This window comes from Pseudoalteromonas phenolica (genome assembly GCF_005876835.1).
GTDB lineage: Bacteria > Pseudomonadota > Gammaproteobacteria > Enterobacterales > Alteromonadaceae > Pseudoalteromonas > Pseudoalteromonas phenolica_B.
In genome coordinates this window covers 147158-171582 of sequence record NZ_PPSW01000016.1, presented here as the reverse complement: position 1 = coordinate 171582, position 24425 = coordinate 147158, and the positions used below count along the sequence as shown (strand labels likewise).

The 24425-nt window shown below is 43.4% G+C and carries 18 protein-coding genes; 14 read left to right on the top strand and 4 right to left on the bottom strand.

Annotated features, from left to right (window positions below; translation table 11 throughout):
- Positions 1 to 390: an acyl-CoA thioesterase gene (locus tag C1E24_RS11810; RefSeq protein ID WP_138481668.1), complete on the top strand. Its 390-nt coding sequence runs from the start codon at positions 1 to 3 to the stop codon at positions 388 to 390.
- On the opposite strand, the gene C1E24_RS11805 is transcribed toward C1E24_RS11810, so the two are convergent.
- The 3 genes from C1E24_RS11805 to uvrA form a co-directional block, all read right to left on the bottom strand.
- Positions 371 to 1513 (bottom strand): hypothetical protein, encoded by a 1143-nt coding sequence (locus C1E24_RS11805; protein WP_138481666.1) that lies wholly within the window; start codon positions 1511 to 1513, stop codon positions 371 to 373. The genes C1E24_RS11810 and C1E24_RS11805 overlap by 20 nt on opposite strands.
- A 53-nt stretch (positions 1514 to 1566) precedes the next feature.
- Positions 1567 to 2544, bottom strand: coding sequence for a hypothetical protein (locus C1E24_RS11800; RefSeq protein WP_138481664.1), 978 nt, complete (start codon positions 2542 to 2544; stop codon positions 1567 to 1569).
- 275 nt (positions 2545 to 2819) lie between these two features.
- Positions 2820 to 5639 (bottom strand): excinuclease ABC subunit UvrA, encoded by a 2820-nt coding sequence (gene uvrA, locus C1E24_RS11795; RefSeq protein ID WP_138481662.1) that lies wholly within the window; start codon positions 5637 to 5639, stop codon positions 2820 to 2822.
- Positions 5640 to 5766: 127 nt separating this feature from the next.
- Between uvrA and C1E24_RS11790 the strand changes: the two genes are divergently transcribed.
- The 4 genes from C1E24_RS11790 (at position 5767) to C1E24_RS20950 (ending at position 10497) form a co-directional block, all read left to right on the top strand.
- Positions 5767 to 6546: a substrate-binding periplasmic protein gene (locus C1E24_RS11790; protein WP_240722004.1), complete on the top strand. Its 780-nt coding sequence runs from the start codon at positions 5767 to 5769 to the stop codon at positions 6544 to 6546.
- A gap of 68 nt (positions 6547 to 6614) precedes the next feature.
- A complete protein-coding gene (locus C1E24_RS11785; RefSeq protein WP_138481660.1) occupies positions 6615 to 7982 on the top strand; it encodes an MFS transporter in 1368 nt (455 codons plus the stop codon).
- Between the two features lie 17 nt (positions 7983 to 7999).
- Positions 8000 to 8665, top strand: coding sequence for a single-stranded DNA-binding protein (ssb, locus tag C1E24_RS11780; protein WP_138481658.1), 666 nt, complete (start codon positions 8000 to 8002; stop codon positions 8663 to 8665).
- A 182-nt stretch (positions 8666 to 8847) separates the two neighbouring features.
- On the top strand, positions 8848 to 10497 hold the full coding sequence (locus C1E24_RS20950; protein WP_206078130.1) for an EAL domain-containing protein: 1650 nt from the start codon (positions 8848 to 8850) through the stop codon (positions 10495 to 10497).
- Here C1E24_RS20950 and C1E24_RS11765 read toward each other — a convergent pair.
- Entirely contained in the window at positions 10483 to 11397 is a 915-nt protein-coding gene (locus C1E24_RS11765) for a 1-aminocyclopropane-1-carboxylate deaminase/D-cysteine desulfhydrase (protein WP_138481652.1), read from the bottom strand. The two genes, C1E24_RS20950 and C1E24_RS11765, sit on opposite strands and share 15 nt — an antisense overlap.
- A 213-nt stretch (positions 11398 to 11610) precedes the next feature.
- Between C1E24_RS11765 and C1E24_RS11760 the strand changes: the two genes are divergently transcribed.
- The 9 genes from C1E24_RS11760 to tldD all read left to right on the top strand — a co-directional run bounded on the left by C1E24_RS11760 (position 11611) and on the right by tldD (position 24380).
- Complete coding sequence (locus tag C1E24_RS11760) at positions 11611 to 13677, top strand: SUMF1/EgtB/PvdO family nonheme iron enzyme (RefSeq protein WP_138481650.1); 2067 nt, start codon at positions 11611 to 11613, stop codon at positions 13675 to 13677.
- A gap of 68 nt (positions 13678 to 13745) precedes the next feature.
- Positions 13746 to 14789, top strand: a complete 1044-nt coding sequence (locus tag C1E24_RS11755; protein WP_058028534.1) for a rod shape-determining protein — start codon at positions 13746 to 13748, stop codon at positions 14787 to 14789.
- Positions 14789 to 15628, top strand: a complete 840-nt coding sequence (mreC, locus tag C1E24_RS11750) for a rod shape-determining protein MreC (RefSeq protein ID WP_138481648.1) — start codon at positions 14789 to 14791, stop codon at positions 15626 to 15628. Before C1E24_RS11755 ends, mreC begins: the two co-directional genes overlap by 1 nt.
- Positions 15621 to 16100 carry a rod shape-determining protein MreD gene (mreD, locus tag C1E24_RS11745; protein WP_138481646.1) on the top strand — a complete coding sequence of 160 codons (480 nt, stop codon included), beginning with the start codon at positions 15621 to 15623 and terminating at the stop codon, positions 16098 to 16100. Before mreC ends, mreD begins: the two co-directional genes overlap by 8 nt.
- The gene (locus C1E24_RS11740; RefSeq protein ID WP_138481644.1) at positions 16097 to 16675 is read left to right on the top strand and encodes a Maf family protein; all 579 of its coding nucleotides are present in this window, start codon (positions 16097 to 16099) and stop codon (positions 16673 to 16675) included. Before mreD ends, C1E24_RS11740 begins: the two co-directional genes overlap by 4 nt.
- Positions 16668 to 18140, top strand: a complete 1473-nt coding sequence (rng, locus tag C1E24_RS11735; RefSeq protein ID WP_138481642.1) for a ribonuclease G — start codon at positions 16668 to 16670, stop codon at positions 18138 to 18140. The genes C1E24_RS11740 and rng overlap by 8 nt, the downstream gene beginning before the upstream one ends.
- A 15-nt stretch (positions 18141 to 18155) precedes the next feature.
- A complete protein-coding gene (locus C1E24_RS11730) occupies positions 18156 to 22124 on the top strand; it encodes a YhdP family protein (RefSeq protein ID WP_138481640.1) in 3969 nt (1322 codons plus the stop codon).
- A complete protein-coding gene (locus tag C1E24_RS11725; RefSeq protein WP_138481638.1) occupies positions 22124 to 22948 on the top strand; it encodes a carbon-nitrogen hydrolase family protein in 825 nt (274 codons plus the stop codon). Before C1E24_RS11730 ends, C1E24_RS11725 begins: the two co-directional genes overlap by 1 nt.
- Positions 22941 to 24380, top strand: coding sequence for a metalloprotease TldD (gene tldD, locus C1E24_RS11720; RefSeq protein ID WP_138481636.1), 1440 nt, complete (start codon positions 22941 to 22943; stop codon positions 24378 to 24380). The genes C1E24_RS11725 and tldD overlap by 8 nt, the downstream gene beginning before the upstream one ends.
- The last annotated feature ends 45 nt before the right edge of the window (positions 24381 to 24425 follow it).

Below are 24425 nucleotides of genomic sequence, written 5' to 3'. Positions count from 1 at the left end.
ATGTTGTCAGAAAAACTCATGCCGCGTTTTAGTGAAACCGACGTGCTCGGACACATCAACAATACCGCACTACCGGTTTGGTTTGAAGCCGCGCGTGTGCCTATTTTTAAGATTTTTACCCCAGACCTAGATCCAAAACAATGGAAATTGATTGTTGCCAAGGTCGAAGTGACCTTTAAAGGGGAGTTGTTTTATGGTCAAGAAGTCGAAGTTAAAACTGCCATTGAGCGCATAGGGTCAAGCTCATTTGTAATTTTACAGCAAGCTTGGCAGCACGGAGCGTGCTGCGCTGAGGGCAAAACCGTGATGGTACGTTATGATTTTGCGAATAAAGGCTCACAACCATTAAGTGAAGAAGAAAAACAGCAGCTTACTGCTTTTCTTCTGTAGGTATTAAAGCCGAAGATTTAAATTGGTGGCCAATGGCCACCGAAATACAAGGTTTGACTTCGTATTTATAGGTACGCTCTTGCTCGGACAGTTGCGTGATCTCTAAAATCTCATAATCATTTAGCTCTACCATGCGGCTCCCCTCAGTGACCTGACAGCGAGAATAGCTATCGGCTTCTAGCTCGTAGATAAAATAAGCCAGAATGGTTTTGATTTTATTATCGTATGCTTCAGCACGTTCAGAGAGTGAAATGGTTTCCGCGTCACCTTCTCCGATATTCAAAGATAGAATTGGGCTTTGATCTTGTTGTGCTTGAGCAATGGCTTGATCGACTTGCTCCGTATGCGCTCCTTTTGGTTTAGCTGGTTCAGACAGTTCTTTGTCAACCTCTTCGGTCACGTTATTACTTACTGTGGTATTGCTAAAACTTTCAATTACATTCGTGAACATAGTGCTCATACCACCAAACATACCCGACGTAAATGTGAACATAAGTACAAAAACAAAGAGCATGACGCACAGTGTCATACGCACAAAACTGGTGATAATCGGAAAGCGATATTCAGGCGGGTGCCACATGGTGTGCAAACCAAAAGGCCGCATACATATTAACAATAAGACATAAAAGGGCTGTAATAGTGGCACTAATAGTAAAATACTAAGTGTGCTGATGAAGAACCAAGACGGTAAAGACAACATTAAACTGAGGTTATGGGTATACGGGAAGTGATCGGCACTGACTCCCGTAATATCGTTGATTGCGCCTGCAGCATAAGCCAAAGCGTAGTTGGCGATAAATGCATAGAAGATCAATATTACGGCTTTGCCAGGAAGACTGTCCCAGAACTTCATTAATTTTGGCCACAGCTCGCTCAGTAGTGCGATGATGATGATCGCAACCATTAAAAACGTAGAGGGTGAAAACAAGTCATTTAAAAGCTGTTCATTTTCAGAGACACCAGTTACAGGTTCAGATTCGCCGTTTAATAATAAGAAAAACAATACAATGGCCGTGAAATATAGGCGTTGAGAAAACGTCAATGAACGCCAGAACGTGAGCCACCGCGTTTTTAAGCTATAGTAAAAACCTGATAGGTGCTTGGGAGAAGGGAGCTTTTCCATGAGTTGGTCCGTTTTCTTATTATTTATCATTGTTAGCACATCTTTATTTTAAACTAATATAGCGATTTAGCTTGGCTAGATAAATGAAGTTTTATGCCGGGTGAAATACAAGGCTTCACTTCAAAGTGATAGGCTTTTTCTTTGCCTTCTACCGGCCAGATTTCCAGAATATCGTAATCATTGAGCTCTACAACACGTCTTCCGGGTGTGACCTGACATCGAGAGTAGCTATCGGCTTCCAGTTCATAAATAAAGTAAGCAAGAATTTGCTTTATACGGTTGTCGTAGCTGTTAACACGTTCGTTGTAGAGTTTTATCTCTTTATCAATTTCATCAGAGTCTGTATTGAGTGTTGCTTTACTTTTTTCAGGGTTCGACAAAGCTGAGTTATCGATAGCTGAAGGCTGCTCTTGGTCAAAATTGCTTATGCCATAGGTTACTTTTACCGGCGTAAAATTACTGACTAGGGTGCTGAAAATGGTATTCATGCTGCCAGCGACACCAGAAGATATGCTCATAACGAAAAAAAAGACCGCGAGAAGTGTACATAAAAACATACGCACAACACTGGTTATAATAGGAAACCTATATTCTGGTGGATGCCAGTGAGTATGTAGCCCGAAGGGTCTCATTAACAATAAAAAGACCATATAAATCGGTTGTAATAATGGTATCAGAACAAGCACCATAGAGGTGCTGATCATAAACCAAGTAGGTACTGATAAGATTAAGCTTAAATTATGGGTATATGGGAAGTGTTCAGCACTGACACCCGTAATATCATTAATGGTGCCTGAGGCATAAGCCAGCGCATAGTTAGCTAAAAAAGCATAAAAAATAAAAGTAACGGTTTTACCAACAGCACTCTCCCAAAATTTTACAATTCTTGGCCAAAGCTCGCATATTAATCCAATAAGAATAGTCAGTGTAAGTAAGTAAGTACTCGCGCTTAATGAATCGGCCCAAATTATACTTTCACTATCTTTATGTGCGTCATGGCCTCCAAAAAGCCCTGATATAAAATCAGGCATGTGAGGAGAAAAAATCAGAAAAGCAATTAGATAAAATCTCTGTGGGAGTGTCAAAGACTGCCAACAATTCACAACTTTACTGGCTAAATTTTTTATTGTTATAGAGGCGCTTTTAATATTTATTAAAACTTGCATGAATACATCCGTTATTCGCTTTATTATTTTTATTCTGGCTTTTCAATTTTTCAAAGATAAGAAAAGGCTTGCCCCTATTATGAAAGCAAGCCTTAAAAAATTAAATAAAATTTAACACTATGCTAAATAGTGCAGTCCTTCTAAAGCAAAGGTTTTAGATATCTACCTGTGTGAGATGCGTCGCACTCAGCTATCGCTTCAGGTGTGCCCGAGATAAGAATTTGACCACCACCGGCACCGCCTTCGGGGCCTAAGTCTACAATCCAATCTGCGGTTTTTATCACATCTAGATTGTGTTCAATCACTACTATAGTGTTGCCATGGTCGCGCAAGCGGTGCAGTACCGCCAGTAATTGCTGAATATCGTGGAAGTGTAAGCCTGTGGTAGGTTCATCCAAAATATATAGAGTCTTACCAGTGTCGCGTTTCGATAATTCTCTAGCGAGTTTTACACGTTGCGCTTCACCACCAGAAAGCGTAGTAGCTGCTTGCCCTAAACGAATATAGGTTAAGCCTACATCCATTAGTGTTTGCAGTTTGCGGCTGATCGCTGGAATTTTATCGAAGAACTCACGGGCATCTTCAACCGTCATCTCTAGCACTTCATGGATGTTTTTGCCTTTATAAAGTACTTCTAAGGTTTCACGGTTATAACGTTTACCTGAACACACATCACATGGTACGTATACGTCAGGCAAGAAGTGCATTTCTACTTTGATAACACCGTCGCCCTGACACGCTTCACAGCGACCACCTTTTACGTTAAAGCTGAAACGACCCACTTTATAGCCACGTGAGCGCGCTTCTTGTGTGCCCGCAAACAGTTCACGAATAGCCGTGAAGATACCGGTATAGGTTGCAGGATTTGAACGCGGTGTTCGGCCAATCGGGCTTTGGTCAATGTCGATCACTTTATCGAAATGCTCAAGGCCTTGAATGTCTTTGTGTGGTGCAGGCTCAGCCGTGGTCGCGCCATTGAGTGCTGTGTGAGCCAGCTTAAATAGCGTGTCATTAATAAGGGTTGATTTACCAGAGCCCGATACACCTGTGATACAGGTCATTAAGCCAAATGGAATACGCAGGTCGACATTTTTTAAGTTGTTGCCTGTGGCGCCAAAGAGTTCTAGCCACTTATCTTCTGGCTGGTGGCGTTGCTCAGGCACGACAATGGCTTTTGCACCACTTAAATACTGACCTGTTAAAGAATCAGGTGAATTAAGAATGTCGTCACGCGAGCCTTGTGCGACAACATGGCCGCCATGAACACCTGCACCTGGGCCAATATCAATAATATAATCAGCCGCGCGAATGGCATCTTCATCGTGCTCAACCACAATGACGGTATTACCTAAGTCACGTAGATGAGTTAACGTGCTAAGTAAGCGGTCATTATCGCGTTGATGAAGACCAATTGAAGGTTCATCAAGCACATACATAACGCCGACGAGGCCGGCACCAATTTGACTGGCAAGACGAATACGCTGCGCTTCACCACCTGAAAGGGTATCGGCACTACGCTCTAGTGATAAATAGTTCAAGCCAACATTGATTAAGAAAGATAAACGGTCGCGGATCTCTTTTAAGATTTTTTCAGCGATTTGTGCACGTTGCCCTGTAAGTTCTAACTCATCGAAGAAGGTCATTGCGTCGCCGATGCTCATTAATGTCACATCTGGCAGCGTTGTTTTACCAATAAACACGTGGCGGGCTTCTTCACGCAAACGCGAGCCATTACAGCTAGGGCAGGCTTGATTGGTTTGATACTTGGTAAGCTCTTCGCGCACTGAGCTTGATTCAGTTTCACGGTAGCGGCGACTCATATTATTTAGCACGCCTTCAAATTCGTGATTACGAGTGATCACATCTCCGCGGTCATTGCGATAGTTAAAGGCAATCTTAGTTTTACCTGAGCCTTCTAGTACAACTTTTTGCGCATCTTTAGATAGCTTCTCAAAAGGCATTTCTAAATCAAATTCATAATGCTCAGCCACAGATTGCAGCATTTGGAAGTAATAGAAACTACGTTTGTCCCAGCCTTTAATTGCACCGCCACTTAAGCTAAGTTCTGGGTTTTGTACCACGCGACTTGGGTCAAAATATTGTCTTACACCTAAGCCATCACAGCTTTGACAAGCGCCTGCCGGGTTATTGAACGAGAATAAACGCGGCTCTAGTTCAGTCATGGCATAGCCACAAGTCGGGCAGGCAAAGTTAGCAGAGAAAGTAAGCTCTGCTTGTTCAGTGTCGTCCATATTCGCAACAACAGCCACACCACCCGATAATTCTAAGGCGGTTTCGAATGATTCAGCCAAACGTTGTTGTAAGCCATCTTTCACTTTAAAGCGGTCAACAACCACTTCAATGGTGTGTTTTTTATGTAATTCGAGGGTTGGTGGATCGCTTAAATCACACACTTCACCATCAACACGGGCGCGAATGTAGCCTTGAGCACTCAATTGCTCGAATAGTTTGACGTGTTCACCCTTACGGTTTTTTACCACAGGCGCTAACAGCATCAGCTTGCTACCTTCAGGTTGCTCTAAAACAGTGTCTACCATCTGGCTGATAGTCTGTGCTGCTAGAGGCAAATCATGAGTTGGACAGCGGGGCTCACCAACGCGGGCAAATAGCAAGCGCAGGTAATCGTAAATCTCGGTAATAGTACCGACAGTAGAGCGAGGGTTGTGAGACGTTGATTTTTGCTCAATAGAAATTGCAGGTGAAAGACCTTCAATATGGTCTACATCGGGTTTTTCCATCAAAGATAAAAATTGGCGCGCATAAGCTGAAAGCGACTCAACATAACGACGTTGGCCTTCTGCATATAAAGTATCAAACGCGAGAGAGGATTTGCCTGAACCAGATAAGCCTGTGATAACAATCAGTTTATCACGTGGAATAGTCAGTGAAATATTCTTCAGGTTATGGGTGCGGGCGCCTCTTACTTCTATATTATCCATGATGCTCCAGTAACTGCTTGAGGGTGTAATCAAACTTCGCCACAGTATCGCACATTTTTGTGAAAATTATCGCTTCTTTGTAAAAGCATCTACACTGAATAGGTGGTAAAAATGTGGCTAATAAATTTTGAAAAGACTATACGTACACCTTCTCTTTTTGGTTTTCAGTCTCAATGTGCAAGCGCTTACGGGCACGCGCATTAACCCTGACTGTAATTTAGTGGTGCGTTTTGAAAATTTTGCCCGTTATAACAACCAAACTGATGCTTTGAGCTGGTATGGTCTAGATGTTGATTTTGCCAAAGCGCTTTTAGAAGAAGCAAACTGTAGCTATAAATTTGTAAATTTACCTTGGGGCCGTTCAATTAAAATGCTTGAGACGGGTGAGATAGCTATGATGTTGAGTATGTCACCAACCAAGCAACGTGAACGGTTTGCTTATTTTATTGGCCCTCAACGTAACGAGACCATCGTATTTGTAACTCACAAGTCTCGGCCTTACAAATTAAGTAGTTATCAAGATTTACTTACATTACCAGCACCTATCGCAATTCATCGAGATGCATTTTATGGACATGAGGTCGACGCACTGTTAAAAAACACGCCCAATATAGAAGAACGCTTTACAGTGATCACAAATAACAAATTGCGTATTAGCATGTTAAAGCATGGTCGAATATCAGGCTTTTTTGCTGAGAAATATAACATGCTCTATCAATCTGAAAATAATCCAGATTACATGCAAGTCGAAATAAACCCCTTCGTCATTAATCGAGAGCCTGTTTACATTGCTCTTAGCAAGCAGAGTGTCTCTCCGAAAATGAAAGCGCGTTTGGAGCGAGCTTTAGAAGCGCTAAAGCAAACTGGCAAGATCAGTGAGATCCTAAAAAAATACAAATTAGATTAAGTTTTTTGCAACGGCTATTTTTTTGTTAAACTGTCGCGCGCATTTGCGAGCCAGTAATAACGAGAATTATGTCTAACCAATCATTAAACGCCTTAGAAAAACGCGCTGCTTTTTCGCTAGCCAGTGTATTCGCATTCAGAATGCTCGGTTTATTTATGCTGATGCCTGTACTCGCCATTTATGGTCAGTCACTTGAGCATGTCTCGCCAATGTGGATCGGTTTAGCAATCGGCGCATATGGTTTAACCCAAGCTTTATTGCAGATCCCGATGGGCTGGCTATCCGATAAAGTGGGGAGAAAGCCGGTCATTATTGGTGGCTTAGTCGTGTTTGCTATCGGCTCAGTGATTGCCGCAGTCGCAGATTCAATTTACTGGGTAACGGTTGGCCGAGCTCTACAGGGTATGGGCGCCATCGCCAGTGCTTTGTTGGCTTTAGCGGCAGATTTAAGTCGAGATGAGCAACGTCCTAAAGTGATGGCCGTGATAGGTATGTGTATCGGTCTAAGCTTTGCGGTTGCAATGTTACTTGGGCCTATGGTGGCTGCATCATTTGGTATTTCCGGGGTATTCTGGTTAACGGCAGGGTTAGCAATATTAGGTATTGTGATAGTGTCTTTTGTGGTTCCTAATGCATTAAATCGCGCCCCAAAAGGAGATACAGTCGCATCTGTTGCTGATATAAAAAGACTGGCAAAGCATCCGCAGTTACTTCGCTTAGATCTTGGTGTTATGTTACTTCACCTCACGCTCACAACCTTATTTGTGGTTTTGCCTGGTCAGTTAATAATTGGCGGCTTAGCGGCTGAAAGTCATTGGCAGCTCTATATTCCCGTTTTGTTAGCGGCATTTATTTTAATGGCGCCTTTAATGATCATTGCCATCAAAAAACAAAAAGAAAAACAGGTCTTTTTACTTTCGATTTTTGTGCTAATTTTTAGTGCGTTAGGTCTTATCTTATTGCCAACATCAATCATGAGCATTGCCTTGTGTATGTTGTTTTACTTTATTGCCTTTAACTTCCTTGAGGCGACCATGCCGGCCTTGGTATCGCGTATAGCCCCCGCTAATCAGAAGGGCTCTGCCATGGGAGTGTTCTCATCGGGACAGTTCTTCGGGGCATTTTTAGGTGGTATTTTAGGGGGTTATCTAGCGCAAATCGGTGAAGCGAATACAGTGTTTGCGGCTGCAGCAGGAGTTGGGGTAATATGGCTATTTATTGCATGGCAAATGCAGATCCCTCCTAAGAGTAAAGTGATCAGTTTAATGGCTGATTTATCCGACCCACATAGAGCCGAGCAGTTAGCTGAGCAATTGGTGGCGCTACCGGGAGTGATCGAAGCAACAATGGTAAACGATGAGAATCGTAGTTACCTAAAAGTAAATGATAAAGAATTTGATATAAACCAAGCAAAGCAAATACTTGGCTTGAATTAGTGTGAGGAGAGTGCGTCATGGCACGCGGTGTAAACAAAGTAATTTTGGTTGGTAACTTAGGCCAAGACCCAGAAGTTCGTTACATGCCAAATGGTAACGGTGTAGCAAACATCAGCATTGCTACAACAGATAGCTGGAAAGATAAAAACACAGGGCAAATGCAAGAGCGTACTGAGTGGCACCGTGTAGTGTTGTTCGGTAAATTAGCTGAAGTTGCAGGTGAATACTTACGTAAGGGCTCACAAGTTTATATCGAAGGTCGCTTACAGACTCGTAAATGGACAGACCAAAGCGGACAAGAAAAGTATACAACAGAAATCGTTGTAGACATGGGCGGTCAGATGCAAATGCTTGGCGGTCGTGGCGAACAGCAAGGTGGTGGCCAGTATCAAGGTCAGCAGTCTGGTAGTTTTAATAATCAACAGTCTCAGTATAACCAAGCGCCACAGCAACAGCAGGCACCGCAACAGCAAGGTGGTTTTGCACCGCAACAGCAGCAGTCTCAGCAAGGCGGTTTTGCACCTCAGCAACAGTCGGGCCAACAGCAAGGCGGCTTTGCACCTCAGCAGCAGTCGGGTCAACAGCAAGGTGGATTTGCACCTAAACCACAATCAGCACCACAAGGCGGCGCATCAAACCCGATGGAGCCACCAATCGACTTTGATGACGATATTCCGTTCTAACGAGTAACCCGTTAATGAAACGAAATAGACTTAATAAAACCCTGCTTTTGCAGGGTTTTATTTTTTCTATTAGTTAAAATTATTTGCCAGTAACCTAATACAAGGCTTTCCGTGCACTAAACTTGAGTTTTTAAGACTTGTGAACAACACTTAGTCAATGTTGATTGAGGTGTTGTATGGTGATGAAGCCGCTATTTAAACGCGTAACAGACACATTATCCAAGTGGTATTTAGCGATTGCCTCGATATTGCTTGTATGCTTTCTTAATGCACTGCTCATTCATTTATTCCACCTACAGATCCATCAAAGAGGTATGCAGTTTGTTCAGCAAGTGAGTTTACTGTCTGAAGAAGAGCGAACAGATGACAAACTCGATATATTGGCGCGACAATTTAACTTGCAGTTTGTCTCATTCGGCACAAAACCAAGTTCAAATATAAAAAACCTAGACACCTTTGAGTTTGCGGGCTCCACTATTTACGTACAACACCCAAAAGTATTGCGGGAGTATGCAAGCACTTTATTGATGTTTAATTTGTTATTTATAGGTCTAATTGTGTTTGGTTATCGCTGGTGGCTGATATATAGAGTGAGACCAAAACCATTTTTTCGCCAACCACAGAAGTCTTTGCCTATCGAAAGAGAAAATGTGCTGCCTTCAATCCAGCAACCAAGAAGTACAGACGAGAACTTGTTTAGTATTTTTGCGTTGATCAAATGGAGCTATCACCTAGAAGAAGGTATCGACGCACAGCAGCATTTCGCGATTCAATTCCACAAGCACTTTTCTAAATATGCCAAATGTTCAGTTAAATACTTAAACTCAGGTGCTTTGGCAGTCACTATCGAGCAAGTTGCTTGGGGGGATGTCTCAGCAGTCAGTAAAAAAATGCACGAAGTGGTGTATCAGATCCTGTTTGCCATTCGCGGCGACCTCTCACGCAAAGTGGTTAAATTAGGCGCTTGTTATTATCAGTCAAAATGTGATCAAACTCAGGTGTATCAGCTTGCACGTTCAGCATTGAGTGTTGCGACTAATAACGTGTGGCAGCATATTCACCTTACGCCACTCAATAAAACGCACGAAATATCTATGCAAAATTCAGAATCAGACTTCATTAAGTATATTGAGAATGGCCAGTTTATTCTCTTTTTCCAACCCTTATTCTGTTTTGCGACTCAAGAAATTACTCAGAGTGAAGCATTATTAAGAGTGAGGCATGAGAAGCTAGGTTTAATTGCGGCCAAGCAATTTGTTCCTCAGTTACATAGCAAGGAAAGCTTGTGGACATTAGACACTTTTATTGTTGAGCACACTTTTAAGGTCTTGGGTAAAGATAAAAGCCATTTGTTGGCGAGTGTGAACATTCATACTATCAATTGGTGCGATCCTAAGTTTGCTAATTGGCTTTTGGAAAAGTTAGCACAAAGTCAGTTGGCAAAACGGGTGTTATTTGAAATGACCTTGGATGACTTTTGTCAGCAACGTGTATTACTTGAAGACATAGTGTTCAGACTAGAAACAGTTGGTACGGGGTTAGTACTTGACCAAGTATCAGAGTCCTTTAATGTGAAGGACTTAAAGCAAGTGAAATGTATTAAAGCCTTAAAGCTATCTTTTGATCTTGTACATAACATAGATGAATCACATGCCCAGCAAAAGGTTGTACGTCATATCGTTAGGCAGGGCAAACAGCTTGGGTTGCCTGTTTATGCTGTGGGGGTTGAAACGCAAACCGAACTAGAATGCTTACAGCGCTTAGGCGTAAAAGGGGCTCAGGGGTATTATTTTTCGGAGCCACTTCAGCAATTAGAGCTAGCGGGTTATTAAGCCGCGATATCTCAAACCGTCAAGACCTTGTAAACCGCCAGTATGAATGGTCATGATACTACTGCCCTGTGGAAAATAATCTTGGCTTATGAGTTGCCATACAGCAAACAGCATTTTACCTGTATATATAGGCTCTAAAGGCAGTTGATATGTTTGCCTCATAAGTTGACAAAATGTCCAGACATCCTCTGTGAATTTACCATATCCACCGTAGTGATGATCTGTTAATAACTGCCATGGTGCGCCACTGTGCTTATCTGTCAGTAGTTGCGCGATTTCTTGATTAAGATAGTCAGCTTGCTTTAAGACAGCGATGCCCATAACTTGGGTACTGTGCGCGCACCCTTTGGCAAGCCCCGCGACAGTACCTCCACTACCTGTTGCACAAATCACATAGTCTGATTGAGGTAAGCTTTTCGCTAATTCAGCCACACCGCTCAGTGCCGCTTTATTAGTACCACCCTCGGGAATGATGAAGCTGTTAGGAAATTCAGTTTGCAGGCTTTTCAGATAAGCAGGGTCATGGCGCAATCGATACGTTTTGCGGTTTACCGCATATAAGTTCATACCACAGGCACGCGCCATCTTAATGGTTGGGTTATTTTCATCAATGTCTGGCCCTCGAATAATTGCGTGGCCAGTTAAGTTGAAAGTTTTACATGCCATTGCACTGGCATATAAATGGTTTGAGAAAGCACCGCCAAAGGTGACGAAAGAGTCATAGCCTTTGCTTTTCATATTGATCAAGTTGTATTTGAGCTTGCGCCATTTATTACCAGAAATGGCAGGATGCAGTAAGTCATCTCGTTTAATTGCGAGCTTGATCTTTTTTTGTTCAAGTAACGGATGTTGAATTTCTTGAACAGGAGATTCAGGCAATACAAACTGATTATTATCCATACTAATGATGATTGAGTGTAAAACCTCAGTCTAACAGCTGAGATCTTGAGATGAAAATATTTCTAGAAAGGTAGCAAGCGGGTGGATAATAGTTGTAAACTCACATATTAGTGTGTTCAAAGCTTGTGTTTTACTGTTTAAGTACATAGCATAAAGCATTAATTATAAAAAATAACAAAGACCAAATAATCGCCGCTTTTGGGAATGGAAAATATGCGAATCGCTCCTTTATCTCTCTTGATATCTGCTACTTTACTGGCAGCCAATGTATTTGCACAAGATACCGCGACCGTCACAGCAATCGAAGCTGAATTGTCAGTCAAGCAAAACGAATTAGAAAACTATACTCAGATTTTAGATAAGCATCTCAGTGAAGAAACACGTTTAGTGTCACAATTAGACTTACTAAGAAACCGTTCTACCGAGCTAGATAAAGAAAAAAACCAAGCGCTCGATGCAATGAACGAGTTATATCGCAGGCTTATCGATGATCCTTCTTTAAACATTTCAGCCGCTCAAACGCGATATCAAGAAGCGGTTGCTTTACACAAACAGAATAAAGAAGATATCACCATGCAATTGGCGGCGATTGCATCACATCGACAAGATATCAAACAGATTCGCATTACCAAACACACCTTAGTTAACACTCTTGAAAGCTTAAAAGACCAATTAAGCACCGCCCGAGTCGAGCGCTTAAGAAACGAATTTAGCCGTGAAGGCACGCTAGAAATCGAACATACCATTAACTGTAAGCGTACAGAAACGCTAGCGGCATGTGAGCAACGTGGTCAGCAGATGGGCCTGCAAAAGTCGACGCAACGTTTTATTGACCAGCTATTTGCAAACTTGACTGAGCAGCGTTTAGTTGAGCCGAAACGCAACTTAGCTGGTGCGCAAGTGAAGGTAGTGAGTAGTCATGTCACCGCAAGCTCTTTCAGTGGTCAAGGTAATTACAGCGTAAACTTGAGTGTAACGATGCGCGGCGATGTCAATGCCAGTCGTTTATGTGGCTTACTGAGCGTTGATAACCGCTTCTGTTCAGAATATGGCACGCCATTATCTGGTGGTATTGGATATCAAAATAGTTACCCAACAACGTTTTCTGACACCCAGTTTAATTACGCAGAAGATAACGCTGTGACGCAACCACGTGCGGTTATGCCAGTGGTAGAGCGAGCGCCAACACCTGTTGCATCAGCACCGGTTCAGAAACAGACAGATAAACTGGTTGAGCTAACATTGCGCTCTAACGTATACGACGATGAAGTATTCATTAATGGTGTGAGCTACGGCTCAACAAAACTGAATTTACAAATCCCGGTTGGCATGCATGAAATTGAAGTGCGCAAGTTGGGATATGAACCTTATAAAACGCGCGTGAACATTCGCCGTGCACAAACTATCCATGCGCAGCTTGTAAAAAAGCCTAGAGCGGCAAAGGTAGCTCAACCTTTGTCGTCGAACCCAAAAGTCGAGACTAAAAAGGTAGAGCAACCTGCAGTAAGCCTAGTTTCAGAGTCGCCAGTTACACCTCAGGCAGTGAGTTTGGTTAATCAGTCAGTGAACAACCAAATCAGTATTATTCCTGCGGGCTCATTTAAAATGGGTGACCTAACGGGTAATGGTTTGGCGAATGAAAGACCCGTTGTTGAGAAGGTACTGAGCAACTCATACGCGATGCAAAGCAAAGAAGTGACTGTTTCTGAATTTCGACGCTTTGTACAAAGCACTGGGTTTACAACAGATGCTGAAAAAGCAAAAGGCTGTGCTTACTATCGAAACGGCGAACCAGTATGGGAGCTAGATTATAACTGGCAAAACCCAGGTTATGAGCAAAGTGAGAACTTTCCAGTTGTTTGTGTGTCTTATGAAGACGCAAAAGCCTACGCAAACTGGTTATCAGGTGAAGAAGGTAAACAATATCGTTTACCTAATGAGGTTGAGTGGGAGTACGCAGCGCGTGCAGGCACAACGTCAGAATACCCTTGGGGTAATGAGATTGGTAAAAACCTAGCAAACTGTGGTTGGTGTGGCAGTGAATGGTCAAATAAGAGTGCAGCCCCTGTTGGTGAGTTTGCACCTAATAACTATGGCCTATATGACACGGTAGGTAACGTGTGGGAGTGGACACAAAAACGTGCCTCTCAGAATGATGTTACTGTACGCGGTGGTGCTTGGAACTTTGCACCAAGTCTTGCGCGTGTATCGACACGTTTGGCGTTAGCACCCGATTTCAGAGCAAATTATATCGGCTTTCGTTTAGTACGAGAGCGCTAAAAATTATTAGTGGCAGTCTAGTTGGCTGCCACTGTGTTTAAAAGAATTCTTTAAGGTTATTCAACCTCATGTTTAAAAAATTACGCGGATTATTCTCTAACGACCTATCAATCGATTTAGGTACGGCAAACACCCTTATTTATGTTAAAGAAGAAGGTATTGTACTAAACGAACCTTCAGTAGTGGCCATTCGTCAAGAGCGAGCTGGTGGGCCTAAAAGTGTGGCGTCAGTGGGTACTGCGGCAAAGCAAATGCTCGGTCGTACACCTGGCAACATTAAAGCAATTCGCCCAATGAAAGATGGGGTGATTGCAGACTTCTATGTGACTGAAAAAATGCTACAGCACTTCATCAAGCAAGTGCACAATAATAATTTCATGCGCCCAAGCCCACGCGTACTTATTTGTGTACCTTGTGGTGCAACGCAAGTTGAAAAGCGTGCTATTCGTGAATCTGCAATGGGCGCTGGTGCACGCGAGGTTTACCTAATCGAAGAGCCTATGGCTGCTGCAATTGGTGCTGGCTTACCAGTATCTGAAGCAACGGGTTCTATGGTTGTTGATATTGGTGGTGGTACAACCGAAGTTGCGATTATCTCGTTAAACGGTGTGGTTTATTCGTCATCTGTGCGTATCGGTGGTGATAAGTTTGATGAAGCGATCATCAACTATGTTCGTCGTAACTTTGGTAGCTTAATCGGTGAAGCAACCGCAGAGACGATCAAGCATGAAATTGGTTCGGCATTTAAGAGCGAAGAGCCTATTGAAATTGAAGTTCGCGGTCGTAACCTAGCGGAAGGTGTACCACGTTCATTTACTCTAAACTCACACGAAATTTTAGAAGCACTACAAGAGCCATTAATGGGTATCGTGAGTGCGGTAATGGTTGCACTAGAGCAATCTCCACCAGAGCTTGCTTCTGATATCTCAGCGCACGGTATGGTGCTAACTGGTGGTGGTGCACTACTTAAAGACTTAGATAGACTACTTATGGAAGAAACAGGTATTCCAGTTGTGGTTGCTGACGACCCACTGACTTGTGTTGCTAGAGGTGGTGGTAAAGCGCTTGAAATGATTGATATGCATGGTGGTGATGTATTTAGTTACGACTAATGAACTTATTATTTGGCCGTACGATATCACTACAATTTCGGCTGACCGTGGCGGTCATTTTAAGTATTTTACTGATACTTGGTGATCGCTATACGAGCGGCGGTACTGTGTTGCGTACCAGCTTGCATACACTGGTAAGCCCACTGTTGTACTTTGCTAATGTGCCTTATGAGGTGCTGAGCCTAGGTGCGCGCAGTTTACAAACTCGAGATCAACTGCTTGACGAAAACCAAGCGCTCAGAGAAAAGCAGTTACTTCAGAGTGAGCAGCTGCAACAACTACAATTCCTACAAAAAGAAAATCAAGAGTTAAGAGCGTTATTAAATGCCTCTTCGCGTGAGAAAAGCTCGCGTCTTATTGGTCAAGTACTCTCTGTGCATTCAAATCGATATAGTCATCAAGTGGTGATAAACCGCGGCACTATAGATGGTTTGCAAGTAGGGCAAGCGGTTATTGATGAGCTTGGTATTGTAGGTCAAGTGACGCATACCGGCACCACAACTTCTCGCGTCTTACTCGTGACAGACACCACACATGCAACGCCAGTCCGTATTTTAAGAAATGATGTGCGTACGGTCGTTGAGGGTATGGGTAAATTAAATCAGTTAACCCTGTCACATGTACCTCATAGTTTGGATGTCAGAATAGGGGATGTGTTGGTGACTTCAGGACTTGGTGGCACTTTTCCTGAGGGCTACCCAGTTGCAGTTGTAACTTCCATTGATCGTGATGAAAGTGTGCCTTTTGCGAAAGTGTATGCAGAGCCGATTGCACAATTAGACCGAGTCCGCTTATTGGTGGTATTAGGTAAACAAAGCTTGGAAAATCGTAATGATTAAGCGTCATTATTTATTGATCTGTTTTTCGCTTTTTTTAGCATTAGTCATGGCACTGATGCCTTTACCCTTGTCTACAGATATCTTTCGACCTGACTGGGTACTGCTAGTGCTCATGTATTGGTCATTGGCTTTACCCCACCGAGTTAACATTGGCTGGGCGTGGGTAACAGGGCTTATTATTGATTTAGCAACCGGCTCGCCGCTGGGGGTTAACTCATTGTGTTACTCGATATGTATTTATATTACCGTGAGTAACTTTCAAAAAATTCGTAACTTTTCGATTTGGCAGCAAGCAGTATTAGTCGGTTTGTTCTTAGCCTTATATCATTTGTTACAATTTTGGTTGAATCACTTCTTACTCGATATTTATTTTAATCCTGAGTATTTATGGCCTGCCCTCACGGGGATGTTTTGTTGGCCATGGATCTTTTTACTACTGCGTAAATATCGAAGACAATTTAGGATCAGATAATGACCACGCTTTACCTCGCTTCAGCTTCAGCAAGACGTAAACAACTCCTTGCGCAATTGGGCTATGAGTTTACCCAATTTTCAGTCGACGCAGATGAATCGCAACTCGCTGGAGAAACGCCATTACAATTAGTTGAACGTTTGGCGCGCCTTAAAGCTCAAACAGGTGTGGCTATGGGGTATGATGATAAACCAGTACTAGGTAGTGATACTGTGGTTGTAGTAGATAATTTAGCGCTCGGTAAACCTGTTGATGAAGTCGATTTTACCGCTATGATGCAGCGTTTATCGAGGCGAACTCATCAAGTTTTAACCGCCATTGCTGTTGCCGATAAAAACAGTGTCTTGAGTCAAGTTGTGGCGACAGATGTGACGTTTAAAGCGCTTACAGATAAAGAAATTACCGCTTATTGGCAATCAGGCGAGCCGCAAGACAAAGCCGGCGGTTATGGGATCCAAGGTCTTGGAGGTCGTTTTGTTACCCAGATGTCGGGTAGCTATTTTGCCGTAGTCGGCTTACCTTTATATGAGACAGATGAATTAATAAAAGCATTTATAGCGGGGGCGCATGAGTAGTGAATTATTAATTAATGTGACACCTAGTGAGAGTCGTGTTGCATTAATCGAAAATGGCGTGCTGCAAGAAATACAAGTTGAGCGAGTGGGCAACCTGGGTATTGTAGGCAATATTTACTTGGGTAAAGTAAGCCGAGTGTTACCAGGTATGCAGGCCGCCTTTGTAGATATAGGCCTAGAAAAAGCTGCATTTTTGCACGCTTCTGATATCGTCAACAGTGCCTCTGTTGTGGAAGGCGTGGACGAGCAGCCAGTCAAGAAAGTACAAGATATTCGTGAATTGGTTAAGCAAGGCCAATACATAATGGTACAAGTGGTCAAAGATCCACTGGGCACCAAAGGGGCACGTTTAACCACAGACATTACCATCCCTTCGCGTTATTTGGTGTTTATGCCAGATGCCACGCATGTTGGAGTAAGTCAGCGTATTGAAACCGAAGAGGAGCGCAGTCGCCTTAAAAAGATTGTGGCGCAATACAATGATGAAAATGGCGGCTTCATCGTTCGTACTGCTGCAGAAGGCGCGACTGAGGCTGAACTTCAACACGATGCTGAGTTTTTGAAAAAACTATGGCAAAAAATCATTGGCCGTCGTCGAAAAACCAGTAAAGCAGCCATTTTGCACGAAGATCTGACTCTGGCATTTAGAACATTACGAGATTATGTTGGTGAAGACATGGAGCGTATCCGTGTTGATTCGAAGCTGACCTATCAAGAGCTTAAAACCTTCACCGAAGAGTTCGTACCGCTGTTGTCTAATGCGCTAGAGTATTATCCGGGTGAAAGACCGATTTTCGATTTATTTGACGTTGAGAGTGAAATTCAAAAAGCGCTTCATCGAAAAGTGGAATTAAAATCTGGTGGCTATTTGATCATAGATCAAACCGAAGCGATGACGACGGTTGACGTAAACACCGGTGCGTTTGTTGGCCACCGCAATTTAGAAGAAACCATTTTTAATACCAATGTTGAGGCTACATCTGCAATTGCGCGTCAGCTAAGACTGCGTAACCTAGGTGGTATTATTATTATCGACTTCATCGATATGGTGTCAGATGAGCACAAGCGTCGAGTATTACATTCTCTAGAAACAGCATTAGCTAAAGACAGAGCAAAAGCCAATATTAATGGCTTATCAGCTTTGGGCTTAGTAGAGATGACGCGCAAGCGAACGCGCGAGAGTTTAGAGCACATCTTATGTGATGTATGTCCATCATGTTCAGGCCGCGGCTCATTGAAAACCGTTGAGACAGTCTGCTATGAGATCCTACGTGAAATTGTGCGAGTAAACCGCGCTTATGATGCTGATAAGTTCATGGTTTATGCATCGGCAGCGGTGAGTGAAGCGTTAATTAATGACGAGTATCACAACCTTGCAGAGCTTGAGCTGTTTATTGGTAAACAAGTTAGTATTCAAACAGAGAACTTGTATAGCCAAGAGCAGTTTGACGTTGTCATGATGTAAGGCGATTAAACACCCATGCAAGTCAAAGCGGTTTGTTTTTTTTGTTTGCGAAAAGTGTGGCAACTGGTTGCTGTCACACTAGTTTTGCTTGCCGTTTTGGTCTCTGTCTTTCGCTATAGCCTGCCTTATGCGAATGACTATAAACACGACCTAGAAGTGCTCATCAATGAGCAGTTTAACGTCGACTTACGTATCGGCTCAATCACTGCGAGTTGGGAGGGCGTAGGTCCTGCCTTAGTGCTAGAAGACGTCACCTTTGACGATAACAACAACTCGCCAATTCGACTGCGTATCGATAACACCAGCCTACAAATTAACGTTATTGAGTCTTTGCGCTTTCTGCAGCTGAGATCTGACTATTTTGTTTTAGAAGGCTTTGCTGCAGATGTCGATTTAAATGCACTAGATATCTCAACTCAACAAAGCGATACCGAGTTTGAACAACAGGCCTTAATAGAAAGTTTATTTCTGGGGGAATCAGGGCACTTTGCAATCAAAAATAGTAGTCTTAACCTCACGATGCGCAATGGCAAAGAGCATACCGTGCTTCTCGAGGATGTTATTTGGCAAAATAATGTGTTGGCACACCGAGGCACAGGTGTGGTTGGGATCCCTGGACTCACCGAAGGGCAATTAAGTGCAGATTTACTCTTAACGGGTAAGACATTGGCTGAATTAGCTGGAGAGGTTTACTTTCATGCATTCCAAGTTGATCTGCAAGATTGGCTATCGCCTTATTTAGACGAAAATAAACAAGACCTACACACCGATATCAACGGTCAAATGTGGATGTCATTGGCACATGGTAAGGTCAAAAACATTCAGTTGAATATGCAGCCGAGCCATATTTATTGGCAACAAGATAATCAGGCACAGCAACTTAGCTTAATGCAGGCAAAAGGCTTGATGTTGCCAAACAAATCAGGGTGGTCGTTACAAAGTTCAGAGATTAACTTCACCCGCAATAATCTTGCTTACACTGATATTTCGATAGTTGCTGAATTGGCAGAGCGCCAATCTGTATGGTTTAAGGGGCTGGACTTACCACTTATTTCAGAGTTTATACAATTAACTAATTTACCAAATACTGACTTAATTGCTGAGTTAGCCCCAGAGGGGGCACTACAAGGCAAGTTAGAATTTGAAACCAATACCGAACCAAAAGTGTGGCTCTACTCTGACAAACTAAAGTGGCAGTATGCTCGAGGTATCCCAGCCACTGAGTCACTACGCTTAGAAGTGAAAGCGATAGGTGAGCAGGCTGTCATAGAGCTATATTCGCAACAAGGGCAATTACATACTGAGGATATGTTTGCCAAACCGATTGCTTATGAGCAATTAGCAGGGCGTTTTGATATAGATAAATTTAATGGTCATTGGCGTGTCACCAGTGACTCTATCTGGCTAGATAATCAAGACTTAACCCTCGCAGCAGAAATGCAGTTGCGGTTACTTGAGCAACCTGAGCTTGATTTATACGTTGAAGTAAAAGGTGGTAACGGGCAAATCGCGAAGAACTATTTTCCACAGACGTTAATGGCTGAATCACTCATCAATTACTTAAATGGTGCCATCAAAGCGGGTCAGCACCTGGGTTCTCAAGTGTTGCTTTCTGGCAGGTTAACAGACTTTCCATATATTGATAAAACAGGTCGATTCGAAGTTTTATCTGAACTCAGCCAGACAGAGTTTGCCTTTGCGCCCGAATGGCCCGCAGTCAAAGAAGCGGCTGCGACACTGCATTTTGTCAATGAGCGCATGGACATTTACGTTGAAGAGGGCAAGCTGATCAATCAGTCTATTGACGGTGGTGTGCAAGTGAGTCTGGCAAATTTAGAACAGGCAAATAACCTCGCTGTCGATATCAAACAAACAACGCAAGCACAAAGCTTAGGTACATTTTTTGCCAAAACGCCTTTAAAAGATCCCTTAACAAACGTCTTTGATGTGGTACAAGCACAAGGTGCGGTGACGGGAGATGTGTTACTTGATATTGACCTTAAAAGTCTCGCCGTAAACGCCACAGGTCGAGTGCTATTGAATGATAACTCTGTCTATTTGGCTCAACCGGGCATGCAGTTAAATCAGGTGAGCGGGACACTAACATTTGATGATGAGGTTATAGATTTAAAGTCGGCGACTGCGTCTTGGCTAGAGATGCCTCTAACCTTGTCTGTACATGGCGCATCACAGGCGCAAGCTTACAAGGTGGAAATCGATACCTTACTTAAAGCGAGTACAGATAAGTTATTACCATATGGGCATGGGATCATGGACGGTTACCTAGTAGGAGCAACCGACTTAAACACGCTAGTTACATTAGACTTTGCACCACAAGGATTTACATATAACGCCAAATTTACATCGGACTTAATCGGTTTAGAAAGTAGTTTACCACCGCCTTACAGTAAAGAAGCTGCAACCAGTTGGCCCTTATCTGGTCAAGTGCGTGGTGACGACATTTCAAACCTTATCACGGCGAGTATTCAAGAAAAGCTATTCTTCAATGCCATTTTAGAAAATGAAACAGGTCGCTTTAGCAATACCCATATCATTGCAGCACGACAAGACCGAGGTTTAGCGCAACAAGATTTTCAGGTGTCTATTGAGTTACCTGAAATAGCATTGGTGCCGTGGGTAGATTTTATTGATCGTTTAATCCAGATCAGCGCTCAGCCTTCAGACAATCCTAGTATGTTGCCAAAGCTTCACGAAATTACTGCGCAAATTGATGCATTAACAGTTTCAGGCTTACCGTTTAACGATTTTGAAATGCGTTTAGAGCCAGTTGCAACAGGCACGCAAATCCGTCTCAATGCCAAAGAGTTACGTGCGACGGTCGCAGTACCAGAAGGTGGTTCAAGTCGACCTATCCAGATAGACAGTGATTATTTACGTTTAAACGTCCCTGAGGCCAAATCGGATACTGCCCCCTCAAAACCAGACAGTGCTGAGTCGTTACAATGGCTCACCCGCATGCCTGCCATTGAGATGTTGTGTGCTGATTGCAAAGTGAAAACCTACCAACTAGATAAAGTGTCATTGTCTATGTTTGGTGATGGGGAAAAGTTTAATATTTCAGAGTTAGTGGTTGATAAGCAAGATCATGTATTTCGAGGTCAAGGTAGCTGGCAAGACGGCATGACGGAGATCAGCGGCATCATGAATAGTCGTGATATTGGTGAGCTGCTTTCTGAGTTCGACTTAACCTCCTCAATTAAAGATTCAAAAGCCAATATGCACTATCAACTGAGTTGGCAAGGCGCGCCTTATAAAGTCCATGTGCCTAGCTTAGCGGGAGACGTTCAATGGGAGTTGGGCGAAGGTCACTTATCTGAGATCAGTGACAAAGGTGCCCGAGTGTTCTCATTACTGAGTTTAGACTCGCTAGTACGTAAACTAAAACTCGATTTTCGTGATGTCTTCTCAAAAGGTTTTTTCTATAACAGTATGGAAGGCAGCATGCAAATCGCAGAAGGCATAGCCTATACTAAAGACACCAGTATGGACGGTGTGCCAGCCGATTTGACCATTCAAGGTTTTGCCAATTTAGATACCCAAGAAATTAACTATGATTTAGCGGTTGCGCCTCAGGTGACGTCGAGTTTACCTGTGATTGTGGGGTGGATGGTGAACCCAGTAACGGGGATTGCCGCTTTGGCACTCGACCAAGTATTGCACTCGGCAAGGGTTATTTCTGAAATTAAGTTTAAAGTCACAGGCACCATGCAAGAGCCTGTGGTAACTGAGATTGACAGAAAGAGTCGCGAAATCGAGATCCCTAAACCTGCACAAAGTGAACCTCCAGCACCGAGTGAGCAACCTGCTTCGCAGTCAGTTGTTGAAGGTGAGGCCGAAAGCCTGTCTTCTTCGAGTGCCAGTCCGGTTAAGGCTGAGACGTTAGAGACAAGTCAAACCCCAATGAAAACACAACAAAACGTTCAAAGCAAAAGCGAAGATAAAGCGAATGAAGGAGGAAATTAATGCATCCTCAAGCTTTTATTGTGCAGATGTGCTCAACCATGAGCGCGGAGCAAAACTTTAGCTACTTACAACGTCAACTCACAGATGCCCAGCTCAGTAAACCAACACTTGTTTGCTTGCCAGAAACTTGGTTATGTTTTAACAAAGATGGCGTAACCACGCTTGAACAGAGTAAAAGCAATCACCTTTGGGTTGAGAAATTAGCGCAGCTTTGTCGTCAATTTAATATTTGGCTCGCGGCAGGCACCATTGCATTACCCTCTGAAAATACTGGTAAATACTATGCTGCCAGCCTACTCTTTAATGAGCAGGGTGAGGTTGTAGTGCAATATAACAAGATCCACTTATTTGATGCGCAAGTACAAGATGGCAGTGGTGGCTATCGAGAGTCCAAGTTTACCCAAGCGGGCAGTGATGTGGTAGTTGTCGATTCGCCCTTTGGCAGAATTGGTTTAAGCGTATGTTATGATGTGCGTTTTTCTGGTCTTTATCAGAAGATGATGGCACAAGGTGCAGATATCATTTTAGTCCCTAGCGCATTTACCACAGTCACTGGCGAAGCGCATTGGTTGCCTTTACTACAAGCCCGAGCCATAGAAACACAATGCTATGTACTGGCGGCAGCACAAGTAGGACAGCATGACAATGGCAGAGCGACTTACGGCCACAGTGTTGCTATCTCACCTTGGGGTGAGGTGTTAGCGAATGCCAAAACTGAGCTGACAAACATAGAGTGTCAGCTAGATTTATCAGAACTCCAACAAGTTCGTGCCAGTTTACCTGTGCACCAACATAACCGATTTAAGAGCACGTTTTATGAATAATGTTGAGCAGAACTTATTAACGGATAGCCAGCTTACCAGAGAGCAACTTGAGCAAACTTTAAGCTATATTCACCAACATCAAGTTGATTACGCAGATTTATACTTTCAATCAAGTTATAACGAGACTTGGGTGTTAGAAGATGGTCTTGTAAAAGAAGGCAGTTATAACATTGAGCGCGGCGTCGGTGTGCGTGCGGTATCAGGTGAAAAAACGGGTTTTTCATACTCAGATGCCATCAATATTGAAGCATTAAATAAAGCGGCAATGGCGGCGCGTAGTATTGCGCAAGCGGGTGAAAGCAAAACAGTACAAGTATTTAGTGATGTCTCAGCAAAGCAGCAATTTGCACCATTACAGCCAATCACCAGCATGAGCGATAACGACAAAGTTGCACTATTAAAAGAGATTGAAAACTACATTCGTGAGCTTGCGCCTGATGCACAGCAGGTTGTCAGCTCGATGTCTGCTGTTTATGAAGAAGTGTTAGTGGCAGCCAGTGACGGTACTTTTGCAACCGATATTCGTCCGCTGATCCGCCTTAATTGCTCTGTATTACTTGAGAAGAATGGCCGCCGTGAACGTGGCGGTGCAGGTGGCGGTGCACGTCTAGATTATGGCTACTTTAAAGAGCTAGTAGACGGCAAGCCGCGCTGGATGGAATACGCCAAAGAAGCGGTTCGTATGGCAAAGGTCAACCTGGAGGCGGTTGACGCGCCAGCAGGTGCTATGCCTGTTGTGTTGGGTGCTGGTTGGCCGGGCGTACTGTTGCATGAAGCGGTAGGTCATGGTTTAGAAGGTGACTTTAACCGTAAAGGCGCATCGGCATTTAGCGGTAAAGTGGGCGAACAAGTAGCTTCTAGCCTATGTACAGTCGTCGATGATGGCACTATGGCTGACCGTCGTGGTTCTTTGAATATTGATGATGAAGGCACGCCAGCGGGTTATAACGTGCTTATTGAGAATGGTATTCTGAAAGGCTACATGCAAGATAAGATGAATGCGCGGCTGATGGGTGTGGCTCCAACCGGTAATGGTCGTCGCGAGTCTTACGCGCACTTACCTATGCCGCGCATGACCAATACCTATATGCTACCGGGTGAACACAGCCAAGAAGAGATCATTAGCACTGTGAAAAAAGGCGTGTTTGCCTCAAACTTTGGGGGTGGTCAGGTTGATATTACTTCGGGTAAGTTTGTATTCTCAGCCTCTGAAGCGTATTTAATTGAAGATGGCAAAATCACGCAACCGATTAAAGGCGCAACCTTAATCGGCAATGGACCAGATGTAATGCATAAGATCTCTATGGTCGGTAACGATTTAGAGCTAGATCGCGGTGTTGGCGTATGTGGTAAAGATGGCCAAAGTGTGCCGGTTGGTGTAGGCCAGCCAAGCTTGAAGATCGACGAAATCACAGTTGGCGGTACAGCTTAAATTTCAGTTAGCTTTGAATTAAAGACATAAAAAAACCGATATCAT